This is a genomic window from Stenotrophomonas sp. Ste86 (assembly GCF_024519465.1).
GTDB lineage: Bacteria > Pseudomonadota > Gammaproteobacteria > Xanthomonadales > Xanthomonadaceae > Stenotrophomonas.
The window spans coordinates 85,208-102,626 of the sequence record NZ_JALJRW010000015.1 but is presented as its reverse complement, the minus strand read 5'-3'; the positions used below and the strand labels follow the sequence as shown (position 1 = coordinate 102,626).

Annotated in this window: 14 protein-coding genes; 8 read left to right on the top strand and 6 right to left on the bottom strand. The window is 68.6% G+C overall.

All coding sequences use genetic code 11. From position 1 onward, the window contains the following. Positions 1-406: 406 nt before the first annotated feature. Entirely contained in the window at positions 407-1,462 is a 1,056-nt protein-coding gene (locus tag NR101_RS14005; RefSeq protein ID WP_256777340.1) for an NAD(P)-dependent alcohol dehydrogenase, read from the bottom strand. 107 nt (positions 1,463-1,569) lie between these two features. Here NR101_RS14005 and NR101_RS14000 point away from each other — a divergent pair, with 107 nt between their 5' ends. The 3 genes from NR101_RS14000 (at position 1,570) to NR101_RS13990 (ending at position 3,421) form a co-directional block, all read left to right on the top strand. After that, positions 1,570-2,460, top strand: coding sequence for a LysR family transcriptional regulator (locus NR101_RS14000; RefSeq protein WP_256777339.1), 891 nt, complete (start codon positions 1,570-1,572; stop codon positions 2,458-2,460). A 70-nt stretch (positions 2,461-2,530) separates the two neighbouring features. Then, the gene (locus NR101_RS13995) at positions 2,531-3,199 is read left to right on the top strand and encodes an SMI1/KNR4 family protein (protein WP_256777341.1); all 669 of its coding nucleotides are present in this window, start codon (positions 2,531-2,533) and stop codon (positions 3,197-3,199) included. Between the two features lie 9 nt (positions 3,200-3,208). Next, entirely contained in the window at positions 3,209-3,421 is a 213-nt protein-coding gene (locus NR101_RS13990) for a hypothetical protein (RefSeq protein ID WP_256777338.1), read from the top strand. A gap of 100 nt (positions 3,422-3,521) precedes the next feature. On the opposite strand, the gene NR101_RS13985 is transcribed toward NR101_RS13990, so the two are convergent. Beyond that, positions 3,522-4,625, bottom strand: a complete 1,104-nt coding sequence (locus NR101_RS13985; RefSeq protein ID WP_256777337.1) for an alkene reductase — start codon at positions 4,623-4,625, stop codon at positions 3,522-3,524. A 127-nt stretch (positions 4,626-4,752) separates the two neighbouring features. Between NR101_RS13985 and NR101_RS13980 the strand changes: the two genes are divergently transcribed. Continuing rightward, entirely contained in the window at positions 4,753-5,661 is a 909-nt protein-coding gene (locus tag NR101_RS13980; RefSeq protein ID WP_256777336.1) for a LysR family transcriptional regulator, read from the top strand. A 236-nt stretch (positions 5,662-5,897) separates the two neighbouring features. Here the strand turns inward: NR101_RS13980 and NR101_RS13975 are convergent, their stop codons facing one another. Next, a complete protein-coding gene (locus NR101_RS13975) occupies positions 5,898-9,272 on the bottom strand; it encodes an autotransporter outer membrane beta-barrel domain-containing protein (RefSeq protein ID WP_256777335.1) in 3,375 nt (1,124 codons plus the stop codon). Between the two features lie 161 nt (positions 9,273-9,433). Continuing rightward, entirely contained in the window at positions 9,434-12,700 is a 3,267-nt protein-coding gene (locus NR101_RS13970; protein ID WP_256777334.1) for an autotransporter outer membrane beta-barrel domain-containing protein, read from the bottom strand. 178 nt (positions 12,701-12,878) lie between these two features. Here NR101_RS13970 and frmR point away from each other — a divergent pair, with 178 nt between their 5' ends. Genes frmR through fghA form a run of 4 tightly spaced genes read left to right on the top strand, consistent with a single transcriptional unit; the run spans position 12,879 to position 15,538 of the window. Next, positions 12,879-13,154: a formaldehyde-responsive transcriptional repressor FrmR gene (frmR, locus tag NR101_RS13965; RefSeq protein ID WP_256777333.1), complete on the top strand. Its 276-nt coding sequence runs from the start codon at positions 12,879-12,881 to the stop codon at positions 13,152-13,154. 55 nt (positions 13,155-13,209) lie between these two features. Further along, the gene (locus NR101_RS13960; RefSeq protein ID WP_256777332.1) at positions 13,210-14,319 is read left to right on the top strand and encodes an S-(hydroxymethyl)glutathione dehydrogenase/class III alcohol dehydrogenase; all 1,110 of its coding nucleotides are present in this window, start codon (positions 13,210-13,212) and stop codon (positions 14,317-14,319) included. A 9-nt stretch (positions 14,320-14,328) separates the two neighbouring features. Then, complete coding sequence (locus tag NR101_RS13955) at positions 14,329-14,682, top strand: YqcC family protein (RefSeq protein ID WP_256777331.1); 354 nt, start codon at positions 14,329-14,331, stop codon at positions 14,680-14,682. Positions 14,683-14,707: 25 nt separating this feature from the next. Continuing rightward, positions 14,708-15,538 (top strand): S-formylglutathione hydrolase, encoded by an 831-nt coding sequence (fghA, locus tag NR101_RS13950; protein WP_256777330.1) that lies wholly within the window; start codon positions 14,708-14,710, stop codon positions 15,536-15,538. A gap of 194 nt (positions 15,539-15,732) precedes the next feature. On the opposite strand, the gene NR101_RS13945 is transcribed toward fghA, so the two are convergent. Together NR101_RS13945 and NR101_RS13940 are read right to left on the bottom strand one after the other, a co-directional pair. Next, complete coding sequence (locus tag NR101_RS13945; protein ID WP_256777329.1) at positions 15,733-16,593, bottom strand: PA4780 family RIO1-like protein kinase; 861 nt, start codon at positions 16,591-16,593, stop codon at positions 15,733-15,735. 124 nt (positions 16,594-16,717) lie between these two features. After that, the gene (locus NR101_RS13940) at positions 16,718-17,416 is read right to left on the bottom strand and encodes a M23 family metallopeptidase (RefSeq protein ID WP_256777328.1); all 699 of its coding nucleotides are present in this window, start codon (positions 17,414-17,416) and stop codon (positions 16,718-16,720) included. Positions 17,417-17,419 lie beyond the last annotated feature (3 nt).

The following is a 17,419-nucleotide window of genomic DNA, read 5'->3' as shown; positions in this document are numbered from 1 at the left end:
CGGCGTCGGCCTGCGGCCGCCACCTCCCCCTTTATTTCGCCTCCAAGGGCATGGGCGCCCAGCGCCCGACCCACCGACCCGCACCAGAAAAGCCTGGCTTCCGCCTGCGCACCGCAAGCCGAGCCCCGTCGCGGGCGGTAGGCCCCTGGGCAAAATCAAGGAGGAGGCCGCTCCGCGGCCGGGGGACACTACGCGAGGGGCCTACCGGCCGCGACGGGGCCCTCACGCGCGCGACAGACCCGATCGAAGACGCCGCTCGGATCCACACGGTGCCGGACTATCCAGCCACGGTGCATGTAGCCGTTCCCCATCTTGCTGCAGCCCTTGGAACATGACGCTCCCCGGCATTGGGAGAAGAAAAAAACCCCGGCATTGCCGGGGTTTTCTTCATGCAAGTGCGGAAGAATCAGGCCGCCTTTTCCAGCGTGGCCATGTCGATCACGAAGCGGTAGCGCACGTCGTTCTTCGCCATGCGCTCCCAGGCCTCGTTGACGGTCTTGATGTCGATCACTTCCACGTCGCTGACGATGTTGTGCTCGGCACAGAAGTCCATCATCTCCTGCGTTTCGGCCATGCCACCAATCGCCGAACCGGTGATGTGCTTGCGACCGAACATCATCGCAGCGCCCATCAGCGGCGGATCCAGCTCGGTCAACACGCCGACCAGGCACATCGTCGCATCGCGCTTGAGCAGGCCCATGTACGGGTTGGTGTCGTGGCTGACCGGAATGGTGTTGAGCAGGAAATCGAAACTGCCGGCGTGCGCCTGCATCTGCGCCGGATCGCGCGAGACCAGCACCTCATCGGCACCCAGGCGCTTGGCATCGGCACCCTTCTCCGGGGTGGTGGTGATCATCACCACGGTGGCGCCCATCGCCTTGGCGAACTTCACGCCCATGTGGCCCAGGCCACCCAGACCGATGATGCCGACCTTCTGGCCGGGGCCCACCTTCCAGTGGCGCAGCGGCGAGTAGGTGGTGATGCCGGCGCACAGCAGCGGCGCGGCGGCCTTCAGGTCCAGCTTCTCGGACACCTTCACCACGAAGCGCTGCTCCACCACGATGTGGTCGGAGTAACCGCCGAAGGTCGGCTGGCCGTCGCGCTCGGTGCTGTTGTAGGTGTAACTGGCCCCCTTCTCGCAGTACTGCTCCAGGTCTTCATCGCAGGCCGCGCAATGGCGGCAGGAATCGACCATGCAGCCGACGCCGGCGAAATCGCCGACCTTGAAGTCGGTGACGCCGGCGCCGACCTCGGTCACCCGGCCGATGATCTCGTGGCCGGGCACCATCGGGAACTTGGAATTGCCCCAGTCGTCGCGGGCCTGGTGCAGGTCGGAGTGGCAGATGCCGCTGTACAGGATCTGGATGCGGACATCGCCGGCAGCGACCGGGCGGCGCTCGAAGGAGAACGGTACCAGCGGTGCGGTCTGGTCGTGGACGGCATAACCGTGGGCGAGGGACATAGGGAATCCTTGGCAGGTTTTGTAGAAAGGCGCTTTACAATACGCCCGCACCCTGTGCGTATACAGTCAATATATCGGCATGATTCATCAAGGCAGACTGCACAATCGTGGCCACTGACAACCTGACCCACCTGGCCGCGTTCGCCGCCGTGGCCCGCCACCGCAACTTCCGCCGCGCCGGTGCCGAGCTGGCGCTGTCGACCTCGGCGGTGAGCTATGCGATCCGCGCGCTGGAAGAGCGGCTCGGGGTGGGCCTGTTCCACCGTACTACCCGCAGCGTGGCCCTGACCGAGGCCGGCCAGCGCCTGCTCGAGCGCCTGCAGCCGGCGCTGGAGCAGGTGCACGACGCGTTGGAAGAGATGAACCACTTCCGCGCGGCGCCGGCCGGCCTGCTGCGCATCAATGCCACCCGCGCCGCCGTGCAGACCCAGTTGGGCCCACGCCTGGCGCGCTTCCTGCAGGCGCACCCGGACGTGCGCATCGAGCTGGCCCAGGACGACGGTCTGGTGGATATCGTCGCCAGCGGCTTCGATGCCGGCGTGCGCCTGCACGAGTCCGTGCCCGAAGACATGGTGGCCGTGCCGCTGGGGCCGCCGCTGCGCGGTCTGATCGTGGGGTCGCCGTCCTACCTGCAACGCCGGCCGGCACCGCGTCATCCGCGCGAGCTGGCCCAGCACGAGTGCGTGCGCTTCCGCTTCGCCAGCGGTCACCTCTACAAGTGGCAGTTCGAGCGCGATGGCCAGGAGTTGGAGGTGGACGTGCCGGGCCGGCTCACGTTGGGCGACCAGCACACCATCCTGCAGGCGGTGATCGACGGCCTTGGCCTGGCGTACGTGCTGGAGGATTCGGCGCGCCCGTATCTTGATGACGGACGCCTGGTGGCGGTGCTGGAAGACTGGGCCGAACCCTTCCCCGGCTTCGTGCTGTATTACCCGCGCCAGCGGCAGATGTCTTCTGCGCTGCGCGCATTCGTGGATATGGTGCGGGCGACGGCGTGATGTGCGTGGCGGTTGCCGAGGTGACGCTGCCGATGGCACGCTTGCCCGCCCCACCGGATGCACCGTGACAATGACCGTACAGACGCCCGCCGACATCCAACAGCAGCTCGGGCAGGCGTTTCCCGCGCTGTACCACCAGCTGCATCGCGACCGCATGCTGGACTGGGGCACGTTCTGCCACGGCTGGATCACCAGCGTGTATCCGACCCTGCGTGCGCGCCCGCCGTTGCTGTTGTATGCGCGCGAGTTCGAACTGATCGCGCCGGCCGATATCGTGGGCCACGCCGAACAGTTCACCGATGCAGACAGCCACGTGCGCCTGCGCGAGGGCCTGCAGCTGTTGCCCTTCGGCAGCACCGGCGCGGGCGACTACTACTGCTTCTGGCACGATCCGGGTGCACCGGGCGAGCCGCGCGTGGTGCTGCTCTGGCACGACGATGACCGCGTGGACCTGCTGGCATCCAACCTCCAGGATTTCATCTTCCGGATGATGGCCGATGCGGTAGCCGACCTCGATGGCAGCCTGCTGGAAGAAGGCGATATCGCCGACAACCTGCAGCGCTGGCTGGACTCGCATCGCGCCTATCTGCACGCCACGCAGGTGCAGGCGCTGGAGGCGCTGTATGCCGATCCTGCGATCCAGGCCGGTGGTGTGGGCGAGGATGCCGCCACCGCGTTGATCGATCGCGTCATCGGCTTCGAGGGCATCGATACCCGCTTCAGCTATGCGCCTGCATGACGGTTACTCATGCCCGCGTCTGACGCACTGAGTGACGCCGACTTCCGCGCGCTGGCCGACCAGCTGCTGGCGCTGGATGCCGGGCGGTTGCCGCCGCCATTGCCGCCGCACCTGCGCGCGCACCCGGTGGCTGGCCTGGCCGCCATCGGGCAGCTGGACCAGGCCGTGGTGGCGCTGATGGGCGATGTGCCCAACCCGTGGCGGGGCCTGCTGTTGCGATGACCTGCCAGGGGTAGAGCCACCCCACGGGTGGCTGCACGCAGCAATCGAACCGGCAACGCCGACCGACGGCGTTCCCCCGGCCCGTGCCGGCTCCCCCGGATCAGCTGGCGACCGGGTAGTCGGTATATCCCTCCGCCCCGCCGCCGTAATACGTGGCTCGATCCGGCACCGCCAGCGCCACGTCGTTTTCCAGCCGCGCCACCAGGTCCGGGTTGGCGATGAACGGCTGGCCGAACGCGGCCAGGTCGATGACGCCGTCGTCCACCAGCTGCAGCGCCCGCGCGCGGGTGAGGCTGCCGGCCAGGATCAGGGTGCCGCCGTAGCGTTGCTTGAACGCGTGCAGGAATGCGTCGCTCAGGACGGACACGCCGCGTGCATGGTTGTCGTTGAGGTGCACGTAGGCCAGGCCGCGCGTGCCCAGCGCCTGCGCCAGGTACAGGTACGCCGCTTCGTTGCCGACGTACTCGGGCATGTCGAACTGCAGGTTGTTCGGGGCCAGTCGCACGCCCACCCGGTGCGCCCCGATCCGCGCGGCCATCGCATCGACGGTCTCCAGGATCAGGCGCGCGCGGTTCTGCAGCGTGCCGCCGTAGCCGTCGGTGCGGTCATTGGTGACCGGGTTGAGGAACTGTTCGAACAGGTAGCCGTTGGCGGCATGAAGTTCGATGCCGTCGAAACCGGCGGCGATGGCGTTGTCGGCCGCGCGCGCGAAGTCGTCGACGATGCCGGGCAGCTCGTCGGTGCGCAGGGCACGCGGCGGGGTCGGATCGGCCTGCCCACGGGTACCGTCCTCGCGGTACACGAACGCGCTGCTCTTCGGGTTGCTCGCCACCGGACGAGTGCCCGCGCTGACCGGCTGTCCGCCGTCGGGCTGCAAGGATGCGTGCGACATGCGGCCCACGTGCCAGAGCTGGGCGAAAATGACGCCTCGTTCGGCATGCACGGCCGTGGTGACCTGCTTCCAGCCGTCCACCTGTTCGGCCGACCACATGCCCGGCACGTCGATGTAGCCCTGGCCCTGCGCCGACACCGGGGTGCCTTCGCTGATGATCAGCCCGGCACTGGCGCGTTGCCGGTAGTACGCCGCGGTGAGGGCGTTGGCCACGCTGCCGGGGTTGCGGGCGCGGGTCATCGGGGCCATGGCGATGCGGTTGCGCAGGGGGGTACCGGCGAGGTCATAGGGCTGGAAAAGCAGGGCGGTCATAAATCGGAACTCGTGGGGAAGGGGGCGCCAACGGCGCGACCCCTTCAAGATAAGGTTGACCTGCAGGCACATAAAGGCCTTAAATTTCCCGGCAACGGGGACATTTTGTCCCCAATGGAGCGCGGCGATGCTGCCAGTGGAATCGTTGAACGGGCTGGCCACCTTCGTCACCACCGCCCGCTCGGGGACGTTCACCGAAGCGGCCGAGACCCTGGGGATTTCGCGCTCGGCGGTCGGCAAGGCGATCGCGCGGCTGGAAGAGCGGCTGGGCGTGCGGCTGTTCCATCGCACCACGCGGCGCATTTCGCTCACCGCCGATGGCCAGGCCTATTTCGCCTCCTGCGCGAGCGCGCTGGAAGACATTGCCTCGGCCGAGGCGTGCCTGGGCTCGGCCTCGCACCTGCCCGCGGGCCGCCTGCGCATCGACATGCCGTCCTCGTTCGGGCGGCTGATGATCCTGCCGGTGCTGCTGCGCATCTGTGCCGAACACCCCGAACTGCAGCTCACCCTGACCTTCACCGACCACTTCGTGGACCCGGTGGAGGAAGGGATCGACCTGCTGATCCGCTTCGGTGGGCTGGACCAGGCCCAGCACCTCGTCGCGCGGCGGCTGGGCACGCAGCAGCTGATCACGTGTGCGTCGCCGGACTACCTGGACAGGCACGGCACGCCCGGCACCGTGGACGCCCTGCATGCCCATCGCAGCATTGTCGGCTATCGGTATGGCCAGCCGGTGGCGTGGCGGATCGGCGAGGACGCTGCGCAGGCGCGCTTCATCCCCAGCGGCACCCACCAGCTCAATGATGGCGATGCGGTGATCGAGGCCGCCATCGCCGGCCTGGGCATCTGCCAGATGCCGCATTTCCTGGTCAAACGTCACCTGCAGGCGGGGGCATTGCAGCAGGTGCTGGGCCATTGCATGCAGCACCATGTCGAGATCCACGCCCTATGGCCGCAGACCCGGCACCTGCGGCCGAAGGTGCGGTTTGTGGTGGATGCGCTGGCGACACTGGCCGATGCCGGTGCGTTTGACTGAGCCAGGCGGGCCACCGGGCCTGGCTGCAGCAGCACGCCGACGGCGGCCGATCCTTCGCCTTGGCGGTCGTCGAAAAGCCCGGTCCCGTCGGTCCGCCACGCACGGCCGGGGGCGGCATCCAGATCTGCCCGGGCTTCCGCTGCAACCCCTGCACCGGCATGCGGCCTGGTGCAGTAGCCAGTTGCTGGTCTGGGGATTTTCCAACGGCGCGCATGTGGCGCGCCGTTGGCCGCCTGCTACCAGCGGGCCTTGAGCCCCATCTGCGCCGAGACGCTGCGGTAGGCGTTGTCGCCGCGCTGCAGGCCCAGGTCAGCCCATGCCGACCAGCGCGTGCCCAGTTGCAACATCGCGCCGCCGCGCAGTTCGTAGCGGTTCTTCGGCACGGCGCCCTCGATCCGGGTGTCGTCCATCCAGACGCTGTTGCGGCTCGAGTCGCGCAGCCAGTGGGCGGACACGAATGGCTGCACGCGCCGATCTTCATTGCGCACATCGCCCATCACCCGCACGCCCAGCCGCGATGACAGCCCGCCCGCCGCCCCCGTCGCGACCTGCGTGCCATTGTGTTCAACCAGGCGCTCGGCACGGTAGTCGGCATAGGTCAGCTGCAGTTGCGGCTGCACCAGCAGCATGGCCGAATCGCGCAGGCGAAGCTTCCAGGCGTAGCCGGCCTCCAGCGATGCGGCGTGCGTGCGTGCATCCTGGCGTTCCTTGCCCAGGCCGATGCCCTGCACGGTGGTGCGGTAGCGGCCGTGTTGCAGCCAGCTGTCGAGATAAGCACCCTCCTCGACGTCCGGGCGCTGCATCCAGGTGGCATAGATGCCCAGCGCCGCGCCCTTGACGGTGCCGGTAGCGCTGTAGCCGCTCAGGTGCGAGCGGACATCGGTGGAGGCCTGGCCGGCAGCCAGCAGCACGCCGGCGCGGCCCTGGCGGGTACCGCCCCAGTGCAGCATGTCCAGGCCGCTCATCACGGTGGACGCGCGGCCCTTCAGCGCGAGCTGACCGGCCATGTCCTGCCGGGTCTGGGTGCTGGTCACCCGCAGCCAGCCGGCGTCGCGCGCATCGCCCGGGGCATACGCACCCTCGCGGTCATGCAGGCGGTGCTGGAACATCGACACGGCAGCGGCCTGATTGGCAAGATAGGCGCCGGCTTCGGGACGCAGGATCTGCGGCGGGCGAGGGCGGTCGCAGCTGTCCTCGTTGTCCACCTCGCACGGATCCGGCGGCAGCACACAGCCCGGGCCGTCGCGATCGGTCGCGCACGGGTCCGGCGGGACGACCCCGCAGCCGGGGCCGGTGGGGTCGCTGTCGCACGGGTCTGGCGGGGCCACGCAACCGGGGCCATCGGGATCGGCGTCGCACGGATCCGGTGGCGTCGGCGCCAGTTCCGAGCGCAGGTACCAGCCGCCGTCGCCGGGGGTGTTCACCCCGCCCTTGTGCAGGAAGTAGTCGTACTGCCCGGCCACCGCGCGACCGTTCAACCGGTACACGGCATCGGAGGCGCCATCGACCTGGATCAGCTGGATGCCGTTGACCGTCTGCCCGCCGAGCCCGCGCACGTTGTTGACCTGGACGCTGGCCGTGCCGCGGGTATCGCCGCGCACGTGCAGTGTGTCGGTCAGCGAATCATCAGCGCCCAAGGCGCCATTGAAGACCAGCAGCGCGTTGTCTGCGATGAAATCGCCCTCCACGGTGAGCCGGTTGAAGCGCGTGGCGCCGGCGGTGGACAGGGCCAGGGTGCTGTCGCGCAGATCCAGCTGGCGCACGCTGGAATCGCCCGTGAGGGTCCAGCGGCTGTCGTTGGACAAGGAGACCTGGTTGACCACGCTGCTGGCGCCCTGCCAATGCGAGCGCCCGTTGAGTTTCACGCGGATGTCGGCCACCACCGGCACGCCGGCGGCGATGTCGTCCGGGGTGATCACGATGTCGCCCCGTGCGTAGACATCCTGGTCCAGGGTGACGTCGAAGGGACCGGCGAACGCAGCATCCACGTGCATCAGTGTGCCGCTGCCGCCGATCAGCCGGGCGCCGTTGCGTGCCGCCACATGGCGCGCCGCACGCACCCAGAACGTGGCGGCCTGCGCGCTGGTCAGCGAGCCGCCATCGATGTCCAGGCTGCCATTGGCATTGACCACCGCCGCCGCCGCGTCCAGCCCGGTAGTGCTGACGTGCGTATTGGAAAGGGTCATCTCCCCGGCGCCACCGCTCAGCACGCCGTAACCTTTGTCGCCGGTAGTGGCGATGACGCTGTCACGCAGGCCGATGGTGCCGCCCAGCCGCGCCACGGCACCGATACCGCCAAACCCGGTGGTACGCACATCGACGCGTTCGGCCTGGAACGTCGGTCGTGCGCCGCCCGTATCCATCGAGGCATACAGACCATGCGCCGACGCGCCCGCCGTGCTCACCCGCACTCCCTCCAGGGTCACCGCACCGGCGCGGTTGTCGATGGCCACACCCTGGTCGGTCTCGGTGATGATGCTGCCGCCCCGCATGCTCAACGAGGAGGCACCGGGCAGCCAGATGCCGGTGCCGACGTAGTCGGTGGTGTGGATATCGACATCGGTCAGGCGCACCTCGTTGCCGCGGCCGTTGATGTTCAGCCCATAGTGTCCTACATCGATCTGCGTACCGATGATGTCCACCTGGTTGTCATTCCACAGGAACACGCCGCTGCCGCGCTCGTCGTCGGCTTGCAGCACGCCGCCTTCGATCCGCAGCGTGCCGCTACTCAGTTCCACTGCCCCGGACGCGTTGCCCGCGACCCGGATATGGGTGTCGATCAGGGTCACCGTGCCACCGCCCGTCACGCCCTTTGCGAAGTCGGCGCCGGTCTCGATGGTGCTGTTGGACAGTGTCAACGTGGCCCCGGTGTATACCGTCGCGCCGGTACTGCCGTTGCCGTAGGTGGTGATGGCAAGTCCGTCGCCGTCGATGCGTCCGCCGTTCTCCGCGAACAGGCCATGGGCGTTGTGGCTGGTGGTGCCGATGACGGTGTCGCGCAGGGTCACGGTGGCATTGGATGCCGACACCGCGTGCGACTGGTCGCCGGTGGTATGGATGCTGCCGCCGCTTACCTCGGCGACCGCGCCGTTGCTGGCGGCGATGCCGTTGGCGACACGGCCGCTGGTATCGAGCATCGCATCGCGCAGCAGCAACGTGCCGCCGTCTACTTGCGCGGCATGGCTGCGTACACCGCCGGTGGAGAGAGTCACGCCTTGGCCGGTGGCGTCGCTGAGCAGTTCGATGCGGCCGCCAGTGGCGATCGACAGGCCGGCGCTGTAATCGCCACCGGTGGTGAGGGTGCCGCCGGTGAGCGTCACCGTGCCGTCGCTTTCGGCGCGCAGGCCGGCGGTGTTGCTGCCCGTGGCGCTGATGGTCACCGGGCCGTCGGCACGGATACTGCCAGCGTTGAGCGCATGGAAGACGTAGCCGGCCGCCGCATCGTCGGTAGTCGCATAGGCGCCCGGCGCGGCCACTTGCTGGGTGCCGTCGGCGATGATCGGACCGGCGCTCTGGGCCCAGGCGGCCGAGGCGCTGCACGCCAGCGACGCGGAAATGGCAAGAGCGAGCAGGTGCAGGCGCTGTGGGGCGCGTGAAACGGCAGAAGTCATCGGAGGGCCATCAGTGCAGGAGGCCGCGACTGTAGGGGGATGCCTACGAGCGATATATGCAATTAATTGCAAATTCGGCTAACGCTAGCTGGCGCCTATTTGCGACACACCTTGTCGCGTCCCGCCCCCCCCCTCATCGGCCCCTGTTGCGCCCGGCGCGGCTACCACGTGGACCGGAGGCCCATCTGCACCGAAACGCTGCGATAGGCACCGTCGCCGCGTTGCACGCCCAGATCGCCCCACGCCGACCAGCGCATGCCCAGCTGCAGCATCGCGCCACCGCGTAGCTCGTAGCGGTTTTTCGGCACCGCACCGTCGATCCGGGTGTGGTCCATCCAGATGCTGTTGCTGCCTGACGCGCGCAGCCAATGCGCCGAAACGAAGGGCTGTACGACGTGATCCACGCTGCGAACATCGCCCGTCATCCGCAGGCCCAGGCGCGAGGACACCCGGCCGCCGGCGCCCGGGGCCACCTGCGTGCCGTTGTGTTCGACAAGGTCATCGGCACGGTAGTCGGTATAGGTCAGCTGCAGCTGCGGCTGCACCAGCAGCGTGGCCGAATCGCGCACGCGGCGTTTCCAGGCGTAGCCGGCTTCCAGCGTGGCCGCATCCGTGCGCGCCTGTTGGCGTTCCCTGGCCAGGGCGATGCCCTGCACGCTGCTGCGGTAGCGCCCGTGCTGCACGCCGCCATCAAGGTAGGCGCCGTCGCCGGCACCGGGGTGGTGCATCCAGGTGGCGTAGACGCCCACCGCCGTACCCTTGACGATGCCGGTGGCGGCATAGCCGCTGCGCTGCGAGCGGACATCGGTGGCGGCCCGTCCTGTACCCAGCAGCACACCCGCACGGCCCTGGCCGCCCGCGCCCCAGTGCAGCAGGTCCACGCCGCTGGTCACCGTGGTGGCGCGGGCGCTCAGCGCCAGCTGGCCGTCGACCGCTTGGCGGCGCTGGGTGCTGCCCACGCGCAGCCAACTGGCCTCGCGTGCCGCGTTCGAGGCGTACGCACCATCGCGGTCATGCAGGCGGTGCTGGAACATCGACACGGCAGCGGCCTGGTTGGCCAGGTAGGCGCCGGCTTCCGGGCGCAGCACCTGCGGCGGGCGCGGGCGGTGGCAGGGGGCGGTGTTGCCCGCCTCGCAGGGCGTGGGCGGCAGTGCGCAGCCGGGGCCGCTGGGGTTGAGCACGCACGGATCTGGCGGGGGAACAACACAGCCGAGGCCGCCGGGATCGGCCTCGCAGGGGTCCGGCGGGATGACGATGCAGCCGGGGCCTGTCGGATCGCTGTCGCAGGGATCCGGCGGCGTCACGCAGCCGGGGCCATCGGGATCGGCGTCGCACGGGTCCGGTGTGGTCGGCAGCGTCGCGCGCAGATACCAGCCGCCGTCGCCGGGCGTGGTCACGCCGCCCTTGTGCAGGAAGTAGTCGTATTGGCCCGCCACGGCGCGACCGCGCAACGCGTACGTCGCATCGGACGCACCCTCGACCTGGATCAACGCGATGCCGTCGACGGTCTGTGCGCCAAGGCCATGCACATTGTTGACCTGGATGGCCGCCGTGCCACGGGTGTCGCCGCGCACGCGCAGGGTATCGATGGGCGAGTCATCGCCGGCCAACGCGCCGTTGAAGATCAACAGCGCGTTGTGCGTGTCGAGATCGCCGTCCACGGTGAGGCGGTTGAAGTTGCCTGCACCCACGGCGGACAGGGCCAGGGTGCTGTCGTGCAGCGCCAGCTGGCCCACGCTGGCATCGCCGGTCAGGGTCCAGCGGCTGCCATCGCGCAGCGAGACCTGGTTGACCACGCCGCTGGCGCCCCGCCAATGCGAACGCCCATTGAGGTGTACGTGGATATCGGCCACCACCGGGACGCCCGCACCGATGTCGTCCGGGGTGATCACGATGTCGCCTTGGGCGTAGACGTCCTGGTCCAGGCTGAGATCCAGCGGACCTGCGAAGGCCGCATCGACCTTCATCAACGTGCCGTTGCCGCCAAACAGCCGGGCGCCATTGTGTGCGGCCACGTGGCGCGCGGCGCGCACCCACAGGGCGGCATCGCGCGCGCTGGTCAGCGACCCACCGTCGATGTCCAGGCTGCCGTTTGCATTGACCACAGCGGCCGCCGCGCCGAGTCCTTCGGTACCGACATGGGTGTCGTGCAACGTCATCACGCCCGTGCCTCCACTCAACACGCCGTAACTGTTGGCACCGGCCGTGGTAATCGTGCTGCGGCGCAAGTGGGCGGTTCCGCCGGAATGGGACAGGGCGCCGATGGCACCGTCACCGCCGGTGTCCACCGCGATCCGGTCTGCCTCCAGCATCAGGTCTCCGGAGAAGATGTCCCATTCGGCGTTGAGCCCATGTGCCGACGCGCCGACCGTGCTCACCTGCACGCCCTCCAGCGTGACCCCGCCGCCGAGATTGTCGACGCCCCTGCTGTTGTCGCCGAGGGTGATGATGCTGCCGCCGAGCATCGAAAGGCGCGGACCCGAGCTCAGCCAGATGCCGGCGCCGTTTGCGCTGGAGATACGTATGTCCACATCGACCAGACGCGCCTCTCCGCTGCGGCCGCCGTTGCTGAGCCCGATGAATCCGGCCCCCATCTGCGTGCCGATGATGTCCACCTGGCTGCCGGCCGCCAGGCGCACTGCGGTGCTCTGCGGATGATCGGCCTGCATCGCGCCGTTCTCGATCCACAGCGTGCCGCCCTGGAAGTCGACGGCGATCGACGCGCGGCCCGCGACCCGGATGTCGGTGTCGCGCAGGGTGATGGCCTTGCTGCCGATCACGCCGTGGGCCGCACCCCCCAAGGTTTCGATGGAACCGTTGGACAGCGTAAATGTGCCGCCGGCGGTAGCGACCGCACCGGCGCTCCCCGCTTCGTGGGTGGTGATGGTCAGCCCGTCGCCCTCGATATGGCCGCTGTAGTAAGCGGCCATGCCATGGGACTGGTAGCCGGTTGTGTCGATGATCGCGTCGCGCACCCGCAACGTACCGCCGTTCACCTCCACCGCGGGGCTACGGTAGCCGCTGGTGGAAAAGACCATGCCTTGTCCGGCGGCATCGGGCAGCAGGTCGACCTGGCCACCGGACAGGATCGACAGCCCGATGGCGTAATCCCCGTGCGTGGTGATGCTGCCGCCGTTGAAGATCATGCTGCCGTCTCTCTCGGCACGCACCGCTGCGGTGTTCTGGCCGCTTGTCGTCACCGTCACCGGTTCGCTGGCTCGGATGCTGCCGCCATTCAATGCATGCAGGACATGGCCCGCGGCCCCATCTGCGGTGCTGCGATACTCACCGGGAGCGGCTTCTTCCCGGGTGCCGTCGGCGATGATCGGGGCAGCGTGTTGGGCGAGGGCCGCCGAGGCGTTGCCGGCCAGTGCGGCGGCGATGGCCAGGGCAAGCAGGTGCTGCGAGGACGAGGCGGGGGCAATCATCGGGCGGCCACGGTGCGGTATGCCGCGAACTCTAGGGAGGTGGCCGCCCGCGCGATATGCAAATCCTGGGAAAACCGCCCTGCGCCTTGGCGGGGGGCGCGGCGAGAGCCCGTCATTTGGGTGCGGGCCAGGCCGCATGTATACTATCCCCCAGTATAGTTCTATGGCCGCGCTGTCCATGCCGCATTCCCCTGAAGAAAAGAAGAAGGTCCTGGCCCGCGTGCGCCGCATCCGCGGTCAGTGCGATGCGCTCGACCGGGCGCTGGAGGGCGGGGCCGAGTGCGCGCCGGTGCTGCAGCAGATCGCCGCGATCCGCGGCGCGGTCAACGGGCTGATGTCCGAAGTGATGGAAGCCCACCTGCGCGAAGAATTCGGCCAGCCGGCGCAGTCCGATGCGCAGCGCGCCGAGCGCGTGCGCGACATGAGCGCGCTGATCCGTTCCTACCTGAAATGAGCGTGCGGGCGACCGCGCGCTGTTCTGTCTTGTCTACTACTCTGGAGTGTTGCCGATGAAATCCCGTGCCGCTGTTGCGTTTGGTCCCGGCCAGCCGTTGAAGATCGTCGAGATCGATGTCGCCCCGCCGAAGAAGGGCGAGGTGCTGGTCAAGATCACCCACACCGGTGTCTGCCACACCGATGCGTTCACCCTGTCCGGCGATGATCCGGAAGGCCTGTTCCCGGCGGTGCTGGGCCATGAAGGCGCGGGCATCGTGGTGGAAGTGGGCGAGGGCGTCACCAGCGTGGCGCCGGGCGACCACGTCATTCCGCTGTACACCGCCGAGTGCGGTGAATGCCTGTTCTGTACCTCGGGCAAGACCAACCTGTGCGTGGCCGTGCGCGCCACCCAGGGCAAGGGCGTGATGCCCGATGGCACCACCCGCTTCAGCTACAACGGCGAGCCGATCTATCACTACATGGGCTGCTCGACCTTCAGCGAGTACACGGTGGTGGCCGAAGTCTCGCTGGCCAAGATCAACCCCGAAGCGAACCCGGAGCACGTGTGCCTGCTCGGCTGCGGCGTCACCACCGGCATCGGCGCGGTGCACAACACCGCCAAGGTGCAGGAAGGTGATTCGGTGGCCGTGTTCGGGCTGGGCGGCATCGGCCTGGCGGTGATCCAGGGCGCGCGTCAGGCCAAGGCCGGGCGCATCTTCGCCATCGACACCAACCCGTCCAAGTTCGACCTGGCCAGGCAGTTCGGTGCCACCGACTGCGTCAACCCGAAGGACTTCGACACGCCGATCCAGCAGGTCATCGTGGAGATGACCACCTGGGGCGTGGACCACACCTTCGAGTGCATCGGCAACGTCAACGTGATGCGTGCCGCGCTGGAATGCGCGCACCGTGGCTGGGGCCAGTCGGTGATCATCGGCGTGGCCGGCTCGGGCCAGGAGATCTCCACCCGTCCGTTCCAGCTGGTCACGGGCCGTTCGTGGAAGGGCACCGCCTTCGGCGGCGTCAAGGGCCGCAGCCAGCTGCCGGGCATGGTCGAAGATGCGATGAAGGGCGAGATCGAACTGGCGCCGTTCGTCACCCACACCATGGACCTGGAGCAGATCAACGATGCCTTCGAGCTGATGCACGAGGGGAAGTCGATCCGCTCGGTGGTGCATTACTGAGCCGGCGGCATGGGCCTGACCGGCTTCTGGAAACGACGCACGGCACCGGCAGTAACGGTGCGGGATGCGCTGGTGGACCGCATCGAGCAGGCCCTGCGCGAGCTTGGCTGGCTGCACGGCGAGGTGGGTGAGCCGGCGGCGGTCACCTCGGCGTTTGGTGGCGAGGAGATGCCGTTCGAGCAGTGGCTGACGCAGGTGTTCCTGCCACGCCTGCATGAGGCAAAACGCAGTGGCCAATGGCCACCACGCAGCCAGGTGGCCGTGGCCGCCATGCGCAACCTTGATGGCGTGCCGCAGACCGGAACACTGCTGCGGCTGCTGGCCGAGCTGGACAATGACATCAACGCCGGGACATCGCGCTGACACGCGCCCGGCTCACGGAGAGACCATGGAACGCATCGAACATCGCGCCGCCTCCGGCGGCTGGCAGGACGTGTACCAGCACCGCTCGCAGGTGCTCGGCTGCGAGATGAACGTCGCCGTCTATCTGCCGCCACAGGCCGCCACGCAGAAGCTGCCGGTGCTGTACTGGCTGAGCGGGCTGACCTGCACCGAGCAGAACTTCATCACCAAGGCCGGTGCGCAGCGCTATGCCGCCGAACACGGGGTGATCCTGGTGGCGCCGGACACCAGTCCGCGCGGGGATGACGTCGCCGATGCCGACGGCTACGACCTGGGCAAGGGCGCCGGCTTCTATCTCAACGCCAGCGAGCAACCGTGGGCGGCGCACTACCGCATGTACGACTACGTGGTGGACGAGTTGCCGGCGCTGATCGAGGCGCATCTGCCGGCGACCGATGCGCGCAGCATCAGCGGGCATTCGATGGGGGGCCATGGCGCGCTGGTGATCGCGCTGAAGAATCCCGGCCGCTACCGCAGCGTGTCGGCGTTCTCACCGATCGTCGCGCCGACCCGCGTGCCGTGGGGCCAGAAGGCCTTCGCCGCCTACCTCGGCGAGGACCGCAGCACCTGGTCGGCCTGGGATGCCAGCGAACTGGTCGCCCGTGCCGAAGAGCGCCTGCCGTTGCTGGTCGACCAGGGCGGCGGCGATGAATTCCTCGACACGCAACTGCAACCGCAATGGTTGCAGGCCGCCTGCACCGCTGCCGGCCATCCGCTGCAGTTGCGCCTGCAGCCGGGCTACGACCACAGCTACTACTTCATCAGCAGCTTCATCGGCGAGCACATCGCCCACCACGCCAAGGCGCTGTACGCCTGATCGGCACCCCTCGCCAACGCGCTGCACGCCTCATCGTAGAGCCGACCGTTGGTCGGCTGCACGCGATGCCGAAACGGTAGAGCCGACCGTTGGTCGGCTGCACGCGGTGCCGGAACGGTAGAGCCGACCGTTGGTCGGCTGCACACGGTGCCGAAACGGAGAGCAGCCACCCATGGGGTGGCTCTACCGCCGCTTCAATCCTCGTCTTCTTCCGCGGCCTCGCGACCCTGCTGGCGGATCAGCGCTTCTTCGCGCGCATCGTTGATCGCGTGGCGCACGCTGTCCAGGTCGATGGTGGTTTCGTCATGCACGAAGGTGCCGGTGAGCGGGCTGTCGGGCAGCAGGTCACCGGCTTCGAACAACGCCCACATCTCTTCGCCGTACCAGCTGTCCAGCAGCTCCGGCGCGAACCGGCCCAGGTAGGCGGTGAGGTTGTTGACGTCACGCAGCAGCATGCTGCGCGCGGCGTTGTTGCCGCCGGCGCTGACCACCTGCGGGAAGTCGATCACCACCGGGCCGTCCGGGCCCACCAGCACGTTGTACGGCGACAGATCGCCGTGGATCAGGCCGCAGCACAGCATGCGCACCACCTGGCGGACCAGGGTCTGGTGGAACTCGCGCGCCTGGTCCGGCTCCAGCTCCACTTCGCCCAGCCGGGCGGCGGAGAAACCGTCCGCGTCGGTGACCAGTTCCATCACCAGCACGCCGTGGTAGTAGCCGTGCGGCTCAGGCACACGCACGCCGGCGTCGCGCAGCTGGTACAGCGCGTCCACCTCGGTGTTCTTCCAGGCGGTTTCCTGCTGCTTGCGTCCGTATTTGCTGGCCTTGCCAACCGCACGCGCCTCGCGGCTGCCACGCACCTTGCGGCCTTCCTGGTACTGCACGCGCTGCTGGAAGCTGCGCTGGGCCATGTCTTTGTAGACCTTGGCGCAGCGCACATCGTCGCCGCTGCGTACCACGTACACCGCTGCTTCCTTGCCGCTCTTGAGCGGGCGCAGCACTTCATCGATCACGCCGTCGTCGATCAGCGCCTGCAGGCCTTGGGGGGTCTTCACGGAATCTCGGGATTGTGGCCGGCGCCAATGCGCCCGCCGGAAAGGGGGAGGGATTTTCGCATCTTCGGGGCGGCCCGGCCATCGGCGCTCCGTGCCAGCCGTTCAGCCCGGACGCCAAGGGGGCTCACGGCAGCCCCTGTTCCCCTCGCAGAACCGGGTACGGGTTGAGCGATTCGCCCTTCCACCACTGCTTTTCCGGACCCAGCGCATGGATCTCGAAGTGCAGGTGCGGCGCCTCCGGGCTGGCATTGCCGGTGCTGCCGACATAGCCGATCACCTGACCGCGCTTGACCTGCTGCTTCTCGGCCAGGCCATCGGCGTAGCGCTGCAGGTGGGCGTAGTAGTAGCAATAACGGCCACCGGGCTCGAACTGGTACAGGGTCAGCCCGCCACGCGCGCTGTCGAACAGCTTCTCCACGGTGCCATCGGCCACGGCCAGCACGGGCGTGCCAGCCGGGGCCAGGATGTCGATCGCATCGTGGACGCGGCCCTCGCTGCGCGCGTCGGTGAAGGTGTCCTGCAGTTGGGCGGCGGTGATGCCCTGGACCGGCAGCAGCAGGCCGGTGCCATCGGCCGGAGCAGGCGCCGCTACGGCGTCAGAGGCCGCGGCCGCGGCCGCAGTGCCCGGCGTCGCAGCGGGAGCCGCCGTCGCCGCGGCGGTCGCGGTGCTGGCGACGGCCGCCGGAACGGCGCGTCCCGGCGTCGCCAGCACCGCTGGCGATGCGACCGCGGCGGCGGGCGCCTGTTCCGCGCGCGGCCCCAGCCACCACCAGCCCGCCACGCCGATCACCAGTCCCAGTGCGAGCAGTTTGGGCAGTGTCATCGC